The sequence below is a fragment of the Planctomycetota bacterium genome (assembly GCA_035384565.1).
Taxonomy (GTDB): domain Bacteria; phylum Planctomycetota; class PUPC01; order DSUN01; family DSUN01; genus DAOOIT01.
Genome location: DAOOIT010000059.1, coordinates 25,760 through 35,466 on the forward strand (window position 1 = coordinate 25,760; position 9,707 = coordinate 35,466).

The 9,707-nt window shown below is 67.1% G+C and carries 7 protein-coding genes; 3 read left to right on the forward strand and 4 right to left on the reverse strand.

Annotated elements, in window-relative coordinates:
- The first annotated feature begins 15 nt into the window (after positions 1-15).
- The 3 genes from PLE19_18595 to PLE19_18605 all read left to right on the forward strand — a co-directional run bounded on the left by PLE19_18595 (position 16) and on the right by PLE19_18605 (position 3,776).
- On the forward strand, positions 16-909 hold the full coding sequence (locus tag PLE19_18595) for a DNA adenine methylase (protein HPD16962.1): 894 nt from the start codon (positions 16-18) through the stop codon (positions 907-909).
- 118 nt (positions 910-1,027) lie between these two features.
- Positions 1,028-2,020: a restriction endonuclease, SacI family gene (locus PLE19_18600; protein ID HPD16963.1), complete on the forward strand. Its 993-nt coding sequence runs from the start codon at positions 1,028-1,030 to the stop codon at positions 2,018-2,020.
- Positions 2,021-2,108: 88 nt separating this feature from the next.
- Positions 2,109-3,776, forward strand: a complete 1,668-nt coding sequence (locus tag PLE19_18605; protein ID HPD16964.1) for a 4Fe-4S binding protein — start codon at positions 2,109-2,111, stop codon at positions 3,774-3,776.
- A 312-nt stretch (positions 3,777-4,088) separates the two neighbouring features.
- Here PLE19_18605 and PLE19_18610 read toward each other — a convergent pair whose 3' ends face one another.
- The 4 genes from PLE19_18610 to PLE19_18625 all read right to left on the reverse strand — a co-directional run bounded on the left by PLE19_18610 (position 4,089) and on the right by PLE19_18625 (position 9,551).
- Complete coding sequence (locus PLE19_18610; protein HPD16965.1) at positions 4,089-4,661, reverse strand: biotin transporter BioY; 573 nt, start codon at positions 4,659-4,661, stop codon at positions 4,089-4,091.
- Between the two features lie 186 nt (positions 4,662-4,847).
- Positions 4,848-7,346, reverse strand: coding sequence for a DUF6288 domain-containing protein (locus PLE19_18615; protein HPD16966.1), 2,499 nt, complete (start codon positions 7,344-7,346; stop codon positions 4,848-4,850).
- Between the two features lie 107 nt (positions 7,347-7,453).
- A complete protein-coding gene (locus PLE19_18620) occupies positions 7,454-8,869 on the reverse strand; it encodes a prolyl oligopeptidase family serine peptidase (GenBank protein ID HPD16967.1) in 1,416 nt (471 codons plus the stop codon).
- Positions 8,870-9,170: 301 nt separating this feature from the next.
- Complete coding sequence (locus tag PLE19_18625) at positions 9,171-9,551, reverse strand: YkgJ family cysteine cluster protein (protein HPD16968.1); 381 nt, start codon at positions 9,549-9,551, stop codon at positions 9,171-9,173.
- Positions 9,552-9,707 lie beyond the last annotated feature (156 nt).

Genomic DNA, 9,707 nt, shown 5'->3' on the forward strand with positions numbered 1-9,707 from the left:
GCGCGGCGCAGCAAGATGATCGCGTTCGGCTACTACGGCGGCAAGTTCTCCCATCTCGACTTCATCCTGCCATTGCTGCCCACGCACTTCACTCATTTCTGTGAACCGTTCGGCGGGTCCGCTGCTGTGCTGATCAACCGCCCGCCCGCTCCCGTTGAGACGTATAATGATCTCGACTCGGAGGTGACGAACTTCTTTCGCTGCCTTCGCGATCAAGGAGAGGAGTTGGTCAGGCTCATTAGCCTCACTCCTTTCTCTCGCGAAGAGTTGGTCAAGGCATGTACCCCGGAACCGTGCCTGAGTCCACTGGAGCGCGCGCGACGGTTCTTCGTACGGGCGCGCCAGACTCGCACCGGACTCGCCCAGACAAGCTCAGAGGGACGCTGGGCGCACTGTGTTCTTACGTCGCGTGCGGCAATGGCGGGGGCCGTGTCGCGATGGCTTGGAAGCGTAGAAGGCCTACCTCAGATCGTTCAGCGCTTCCAGCGTGTTCAGGTTGAGAACGCACCCGCTATCGAGGTTATCCGGCGCTACGACTCACCAGAGACCCTCTTCTACTGCGACCCGCCCTATCCCCACGAGGCGCGCGGGGATGTGAAGGCGTACGGATTCGAGATGACCGACCGCGAACATGCGGAGCTGGCCGAGGTCCTGCGTGGGGTCCGTGGAGCGGCCGCCGTCTCCGGCTACCGCTGCTCACTCATGGACCGGCTCTACGATGGCTGGCGGCGCGTGGATGCACCAACACGCCTCTGCAATTCCTCCAAAGGGGAACGCACCGAATCAGTCTGGCTGAACTACCCGCCTTTCACCTATCCAACTGCTGAAGGCACGGTGAAGGCCAGTGCCTCGTGCCTGTTCGAAAAGCGAATTCAGTACAAGGTGCGGAAGCGTGCCAAGAAAGAGTAGCACGGAACCCACTCTCGATCTCGCGTGCGCGGCTGCGATTCTGAGGGATCAGTGGCACGTCGTTACAACCGCCGCGGCGCACGATGCCAGTCTCCGCTACGTCGCGGCTTCTCAAGCAGTGGATGCCATCCGCTCCTGTATCAATCACAGACAAGTTGCATACAGATTCTGCCTGCCCACCCAGCTCCTTGGGAAGCTCACGAACCCATCGCTCGACTGCCTACGTCTTCAGAGGAAGAAGGGCGACCTAGGTGACGTAACCGGTTGGGACGCCCGCAGCCTAGCGAGCAAAGTGGTTGCCCCCTTCAACCAAGAACAGGAGTGCATCCTCGGCGCATCGAGCGATCCCTATGTAGGGAACCCCATGCGCATTCCGCGCATGGTTCGGAATGACTCAAGCAAGAAGGATGTAGCGGGCTGGAACGTCTTGGTAGAGGTGCTCGAGCAGGTGGAATCGCGAGGCAGTCCTGAGTACACGTTGTCGATCTTCCGGCAGGTGCTTCTCGAGATGTTCCGCCGCCAACAGACTCTCCGCTTTTCCTACCCGCTGCCTCCACGTGTCAGCTTGGATGCTGCCCTGGCTCTCGGGCGTCAGTTTCTTGGCGAGAAGTCGGGTGGTGATCGTGCCCTCGCGCTCTGCGGGGCGCTGTTCGATGCCATTGGCAGCCATTTCGGTCTTTACGCGCGAGTGAACCGCGCCAGGATCAATGCCAGCGACGAGGCCATTGGCCAGGCAGCGGACCTGGAATGTGTGGATGCCGATGGCAAGGTTGTCATCGCCGTAGAGGTCAAAGATCGGATCTTGACTCTGGCGGACGTCGAGGGCACACTCCGCAAGTCGCGTCAACGCGCGATCAAGGATATCTTCTTCGCGGCAAGCGCGGTCCAGGCCGATCACAAGAGCGCCATCGAAGAACGAGTTGCCAAGGCATTCGCTGGAGGCCAGAACCTGTACGTATTCGACTTCTTCGACCTGGCTCGAAGCGTGCTTGCCCTCGGTGGTGAAGCAATGCGAGCCACCTTCCTCCGCAAGATCGGTGAGCACCTGGACTCCTGGAATACGCAACCCGCCAATCGCCAAGCCTGGAAGCAGCTGCTTGAGTCGATATAGGCAAGATGATAGCTGTGATGGCCTAGCTGGAGGGAGGCGGCGAGGGTTGTATGTCCCCCTCCGCCGGACTTGCCAGGCTTTGGCCTTCATGCTGTTCCTTGCCATCCTCCTCCATGTGGCCTGGCCGTACGGCGATCGGTTCTCGACGCGCCTCTTCGCCGACAAGGAGCGGGTGCCGGCCGAGCTGTTCCTGTGGCTCGACCCGCTGGCCTCGGCCGCGGCGGCGCTCGCGGGCCGTTGCGTGGGGGTGTTCCTGTTGTGGGCAGCGGGCATTCTGGCCGTCTCGCTCGTCCTGCCGCGCGTGTTCTGCTCGCACCTGTGCCCGCTGGGCGCGACGATTGACCTGGCCGACTGGGCCGTGGGCCGTCGGCTGAAGCGGCTGCATTTGCGCCGGCGCGGAGCCTGGGTCCATGCGAAGTACTATGTGCTCGCGGCAGTTCTGGCGGCGGGAGCTTTCGGCGGCATGCTCGCCGGCTACGTGGCGGCGATCCCCGTGACGACGCGCGGCTACGTGTTCCTCCTCGCCCCGGCCCAGCTCGCGGCGATGAAACACGCGAGCATGGTGCGGCCGGTGTCGTGGGACTACTGGCTCTCGCTTGCGCTGTTCATGAGCATCATCGGGCTGGGGGTTCTCGGGCGGCGGTTCTGGTGCCGCACGCTGTGCCCGAGCGGGGCGCTCTTCTCGCTCGTCAGCCCGCTGCGGCTGCGCGAGCGACGGGTCACGGCGGCGTGCATCGGGTGCGGCAAGTGCGTGAGGGCGTGCTCGTTCGACGCGATTCGGCCCGATTTCTCGACGCGGTCCGCCGAGTGCGCCTTCTGCCCCGACTGCGCCGCGGTCTGCCCGGTGGACGCCATCGAGTTCGCGTGGCGGCATCAAGGCCGTCGCGCCTCTTGTCATTCCGAGCAAAGCGAGGCGAAGTCGAGGAACCTCTCTGGGGGCGAGCGCACCGCAGGGGAGAATGCCGCGCGTGCGAAGGCCGGCCCCCCCGAAAGGTGCTTCGACAAGCTCAGCATGACAGACGTGGGGTGCATCCCGCGCTCTCACGAGCCGGTTGACGGCGATCGCGGTGCCTGGCCCTATGACCCCAGCCTCTCGCGGCGCGCTCTCCTCGGGGCATCAGCCTCAGGCGCTTTGGCTGCCGTGGGCATCGCGGCCGGGCCGCGGCCCAAGCTGCTGCGCCCGCCCGGCAGCCTGCGCGAGGACCGGTTCCTTCAGCGCTGCGTGCGCTGCGGCCTGTGCCTGAAGGTCTGCCCCGGTCCCGTGCTGCATCCCGCGGGCCTCTCGGCCGGGCTCGAGGCGGTGTGGACGCCGGTCGCCGTGCCCTCGTGGGCGGGATGCCACCAGGACTGCAATTTCTGCGGCCAGGCCTGCCCCACGGGCGCGATTCGCGCGCTGCCCATTGCGGCGAAGCGGAAGACGCACATGGGCCTGGCCGTGGTGAACCCGAAGACGTGTCTGCCGCACAGCGGGCGGCGCGACTGCCAGCTCTGCTACGACGAGTGCCGCGCGGCCGGTTACCACGCCATCGAGATGCGCGAGATTCGCCTCGAGGTAGGCAACGTGCCCGAGGGCGTGATGTCGGCCGCGGAACTCGACGAGGCGAGCCGCATCCTCGCCCCGTTCGTCAAGCCCGAGGCCTGCGTGGGCTGCGGTCTGTGCGAGTACCGCTGCGGCGTGACCTGGGCCAAGCAGCAGCACCTGCTGGACTCCAGCGCCATCGTTGTGGTGGCGGAGAATGAAGACAGGCCCGCGTGAGGCGACTGGAAGGCGAATACCCAACACTCAACACCCAACGCTCAATAACCAGGCAAAAGAGGCCCTCTTGCATGGCCCCGTTGTGCGGCTTCGGCCACGGGTCTGTTTGCGTTCTCCTGCGTAGCGACAAGCGTCCTGCTTGTCGAGAACCACCGCAAGCGGGACGCTTGCGGCTACGTTTGAGGCCCTGACCGATGCACCGTGGTTCTGGACACTGCAAGCTGATTCGCGGCCGGAGTAGTACTTGGACACTGATCATTGGGTGTTGGAGATTGGTGATTCGATCGCGGGCTGACGCGGTTGTGCGTCGCATCAGGGGAAGAGCGCGCGCAACCGCTTCTCGTAGCTACGGCACAGGGCGGCCGCAACGGCGATCTTGGCCGCTTCGACGGCGACAAAGGGCGTGATGCCGCGAGCAACGGCCGCGGGCACTCCGAAGCCGATGCCAAACGCCAGCCATGCGGCGCCGCAGGCGAGCAGCAGCGCGTCGCCCAGCGCCATCGCCAGCACAAGGCGGCCCAGGGACGGCGCGGCCGCGCGGCGCACCAGCGCGCCGATCACCCACCCCGCCGCCACGAAGCCCACGAGATAGCCCGTTGTGGCACCCAGCCACTGGCCCGTGAAGATGGGCGCGCCCACCGCGCCGAGCGCGAGATAGGACGACAGGGCCACCGTGCCCAGCCGCGGCCCCAGCCCCGCGCCTGCGACCAGCACGAAAAACGTCTGAAGCGTGAACGGCACCTCGCTCAGCGGCGTGTAGAGGCGCACCTCGGCGGCGAGCGCCAGGCACGCCACCATCGCGCCCACCCCGATGGCCGCCACCGTGCGGCGATCGGCCACCACCTCGCGCGTCCACACCGAAGCCACGGCGTTTGAACTGTTCACGGGCGGGAACATCCTCGCAACAGGGACCGGAGAGACTGATGCTTCATCGCAGCCGAACGCCCCATAGGATACCCGTCCCACGGGCGCGGGTCAAGCGGGTCAGGTCGGCGACGGCCCGGCACCCCTTGCCGCCGGCGATGGGTGCCCGAAGACTCCGCACACGCTTTGTGCGCATCCGCGCTCGGGTTAGTGGCCTGTTCCCCCGCGGGGCGGAACGGGAGCGATGTGCCGCAGCTCGGGCTGCGTGGTGGCGGCCTCGATGGCCTGGATGGCTTCCCTGACCGCACTGACGCGGCGGTCGTTGAGTTCGCCGCCGGGGAACTCATTCCTCTTGACCTGTGCGTTGAACTCCGCGATGAGTTCCTTCAGCGCGGGAATCGCCTCTCGGGCGGCCGAGCCGTAGGCCATGAGTTCCTTCATGATCACCCCGGTGCGGTTCTCACTGCCGTGGCCGCCCTGGGTGCGGGCGAAGAGGACGCCCGCTGCGATGCCCTCCTTGAAGCGGTACTTCGTCAGCGCCTTGAACGCGCCCATGCGGATTTCGTTGCCGAACATCGTGTCGGCCGGGCTGCGCGTCTTGAGGGCCGCGAGGAGGTCGGGCGCTAGCGCCTGAACGTCCTCCAGGGTCAGGCGGTTCTCGAAGACACTCCTCAGCGTGGCCCGGGCCATGCCATCTGCGTTCGTGGCGACGGCCCGGATCGCAGGGTAGAGCAGTTTGGGGTCGGCATCCTTCAGGGCATCGGCCAGCGGCCCCTGGAATAGCGCGGCGGCCAATTGGCCTTGCGCGAGTTGCACGGGATCGGCCCAGTTGACCGGTTGGAGCGGCTCAGCCATCCGGGCGGCGGCTCGCAGAAGGTCGGGGAGGGCTGGCTTGGCCGCGGCTCCCATCTTGCGGATCGCCTGCGCGGCCTTGAACCGCACCCAGCGGTCGTCGTGGGTGAGCAGGCCGATGAGCGCGGGCAGCGCCTCGGCGCTCTTGAGGTGGCCGAGCGCCTCGCAGGCGCCCTGGCTGGCGTGCGCGTCCTTGCCCTTCGCCAGGGCGATCAACTGGGGCACCATGTCCTGGGCTTCGGGGCGTGCGGCCAGCTCCTCCGCCGCCCAGCCGCGGACAATGGGCGACCAGTCGCCGAACGCCGCTACCAGCTCCTGTGGGCTCTTCTGCTTGCGGTCCAGGTCGAACCGTCCGGAGGCGATGGCCGCCGCCACGTCCTTCTGGCTCAGCCAATCCGCGGGTTTCGCGCCCTTGCCGGTGATGTGGAGCTTTCTGAGCGGAAGGGCGTAGGTGAGAACGTAGCAGGCGTTCGGGCTGAGGCCGTAGTAGCCGCTCTTGCCGTAGTACGTGTCATCGTCCGTCCGGCCGGCGCCGTACTGCTCGCCGCCGTCGTAGGTGAACGACCCGTCGCACCGGCGCACGAGGTCGAGGTGCCACGCTGCCTCCTTGAAGAAGGCGGCCGCCGCGGCCGGGCCGCCCACGTTCGCCCCCAGGGCGCCCCACAGGTAGCTGAAGCCCTGGCCCGTGTGGCCGTACTCGCGGTTCCTGTAGGCGGCGGTGGCCATGCGGGCGAAGAACTGGGCGTCCTTGGCCCGGTTGCCCTGGATGGCGAAGAGCAGGGCGGTCATGGAGTTCTTGCCGTTGTTCTCGTGGTAGGGCCAGGGCTCGTGTTCCCCGTAGGGGATGGCGCCCTTGTCGGTGAAGTAGCCGAAGAACCCGTTGGCCCTCTGAATGGCGGGTTGGACCTCAGGGTCCTTTACGCCGCACTTGGCGCCCAGGACGATGGCGAGGTTGGCCGGAAGGCCGGCCGCGTTCACCGGGCCGTAGGGCGGGATGGAGCCGTGGAGGGCGCCGTCGGGCGCCAGCTCGCAGAAGCCGTGCCCGAATGTGCCGTACATGCTCTGCCCTCTCGCGAGGGCGACCGTGTACTTCTCGATGGCGGGCAGAACTTCCTTGTCGCCTGTGAGGAGGTAGTATTCGCACAGGAAGATGCCTCGGTAGCCCGTCTCCCACGACCCGAATCCGTGCCGCTGGAGTTTGAGGTCGGGTGGCGCAAGCTTGCGGGCGAGCTCGCGCACGCGGGGCAGATAGCTGGGGTTGCCGGCCGCCATCAGGGCGAGGCCGTTGATCGCCCCCCACAGGTTCTCCTCCAGCGGTTCCTTCTCCAGCGCCTGGCAGGCCTCGGCGAGGATGCGCTTCGACTTGGGGCAATCGTAGGGCGCGGTGTCGCTGTAGGTGCCCATGACTCGGAGCTTGAGTTGCACGTCCCGGGTCTTGCCGGCCCGCCAGACGGTCAGCCTCAGGGTGCCCCCGTTCGCGTCTTTCTCGGCTTCCTGGATTGCCCGCGCGAGGCTCTGGCGCGCATCGTCGGTGAACGGCTTGCCTCCCGCGCCCAGGATCACGTCGTCCACCTTCATCACGCCGTCCGCGGGCGAGCCCTTGCCGACGTGGGTGACCAGAATCTGGCGGCTGGCCGTGGTGGTGCGGCCCTGGCAGCTATCGAAGAAGGTGGCGGCCCTCGTGTAGATCCATCCGCGGAGTCCGGTGGCGCCCAGGTTATAGGTCAGCTTCCTGTCCACCGCGTTGTTCTGTGTGAGGTCTGGCGGCGCACTCTCTCCCGAGGCGCAAGTGCCTGCGAGCAGCGCCAGCGCGACGACGACGAATCCCGCGCGTCGCCATTCTCGTTCAGCCATCGGGTTTCCTTTCTCTCAGCGCACAACGGCACCGTGCGAGAACCCTGCTTCGGTCGCGCCAGGAGTCTCGCAGGCCTGGCAGAGCGTGTCAAGTCGGCAGTGGCCTCTCAGCGGGCTGAGGGGAGCAGCGCCTTGGCCTCGGCGGCGTACGAGGTGTTGGGATAGGTCTCGATGATCTTCTGGAGATAGGGCGCGGCGCCCTCGGGGCGGGAACTGTTGAGGTAATTCCTCGCCATCGTCATCCAGCGGCGGCAGTCCTCGGCGGCGGCAGCCTCGCGCAGCTTGGGCCCCAAGGTCGGGTCGTTGCGCAGGGCGTCGGCCTGCGTGCGGGCCTCGGCGGCGCTCGGCGTGCCCTCGTAGCCGGAGGCGAGGCTGTCGAACGCGCGGGCGGCGGCGAGGTAGTCCTTGGCCAGGAGCAGGGCCTTGGCCTTGGCGAGCAACTGGGCGGCTTCATCGGCGCGGGCCTTGTCGGCGGCCTCGCGCGCGGCCCGAGCCACCTCGGGGTCGGCGCGCAGTTCCCTGAGCTTGGCGGCGGCCTCGGCCGCGGTCTTTGTGCCTTCGTAGGCGCGGCAGATGCCCTGGAGCTTGCGCTCGGCTTCGGGGTACCGCTTGGCCTGGATCGCCTCGACGGCCGACGCCAGGGCCTCGGCGGCCTGCTGGTCAATCTCGGCGAGGCGCTTCTCGGCCTCGTCCACCAGGGGGTCGGCCGCCTCGCTGTCCACAATCTGCCGATAGGTGCGAATGGCCAGGGGCATGTCTTTGGTTTCGGCTGCCTTGGCGCGGCGCATCAGGGCGACGAGGCGCTCGTCCTCGCTCTGCTTGCGGAGCCAGGCGGCCACCTCGGGCGCATACTGCCGGTCGAACGTGTGGCCTACGCCCTTCATGGTGATGAAGGTGACGCTGGCGCCCGCCTTGCGGAGCGCGTCGGCGGCCTGCACGCCGCTGTCGTAGGGCACCACGTCGTCCTTGTCGCCGTGGATCACGAGCACGGGCTCGCGCCGCATGCAGTTGAGGTCGCGTGCCGCGCCCAGGCCGCCGGCCATCATCAGATACCCGCGGTAGGTGCTCACCTCCGAGGACCGGAAGCCGAACAGGGCCGTGGCGAAGCCGCCCTGGGAGAAGCCGCCGATGAAGATTTGCCGGGGGTTCACGCGCACGCGCGCGCTGAGCGTCTTGATCACGTGGTGGTTGAAGGCGAGTTGGGTCTCGATGTCGTTAAAGAAGGCCTGGTCCTCCTGAAGGTACTCCATGCCGACGATGAGGTAGCCCTTGCGGTCGGTGATGGACTGCATCAGGCCGGTGTCCGGCTTGCCGCCGCGGCCGTGGAAGAAGAGCACGAGCGGGAACAGCTTGGTCGGCGTGTAGTCGGTCGGCACGAAGACGGGCAGTTCCAGCGGCCCCCGGGTGCTCTTGAAGGCGGGGGTGCCGAAGTCGAGCGTCGTCTCGCGGCCCGGGGCGAATTCCGCCGCGGCGGCGGGCGAGGCCAGAGAAGCCACGAGAACGACCGGCGGCAACCAGCGCATGGCGGATCCCCTGGTGCGGCGAGGGAAGAGAAGAAGCCTGGAGATCGAGTGCCCAGGTGCCAATGGCGCCCTCCTTCCGGCGGCAGGTTCTGTAAGAGTAGGATACGCGCAGCAGGGCTCTTGCTGCCGGGTGCCCGTGACGGCTCGGCGGCCCGGCCGAGCCATGGTTCAATGCTATCCCGCCCGATCGGGCCTGTCAAGAGCCGACGTGCGAGCGATGAGCGTGTGTTCTCGGGCCGTGGGGATGAATCGGTTCTGGGAGAGCTACGGGCTGTGGCCCGCACGGCGAACCAGGCGGCCCTTACAGGTCGGTGAGCTCGGCCAGGTGGTCAATCTCGGGGGGAAGGTAGAGGCGGCCGTGGTTGACCCCGGGGCAGCGGCGGGCCGCCTCGGCCCAGGCCTGGGCCGAACGGAGATACTCGTACCAGAAGGGGAAGGTGCGGCACTGGACAGGGCGCACGTCGTAGATGCGGCAGCCGCCGGGCGACCAGAAGACGCAGTCGCCGTTGGCCATCTCGATGAGGGCGTAGTCACGCAGGGTGCGGCGGAGGTAGGTGGCGGTGAACTCGGTGACGTCGAGCTTGAGGAAGCGGGCGATGGAGGCGATCTCGATCTCGCGCACCCACACGTAGCCCGGCTCGCCGCGGCAGCATCCGCCGCAGCGGGTGCAGGCGAATCTCAATCCGTCGCGATACCAGGGGGAACTCATGGGGCGAAGGGGCTGCCGAAAGAGGGGATGCGTTAGGAGCTATCTCAGAACCCGCGTGGGTTCTGAGGCAGTTTCTTAGCTCGACTTTCGCCATCAGGCAGGAAGCCGGAGGGCGAAGTCCGTGACGGT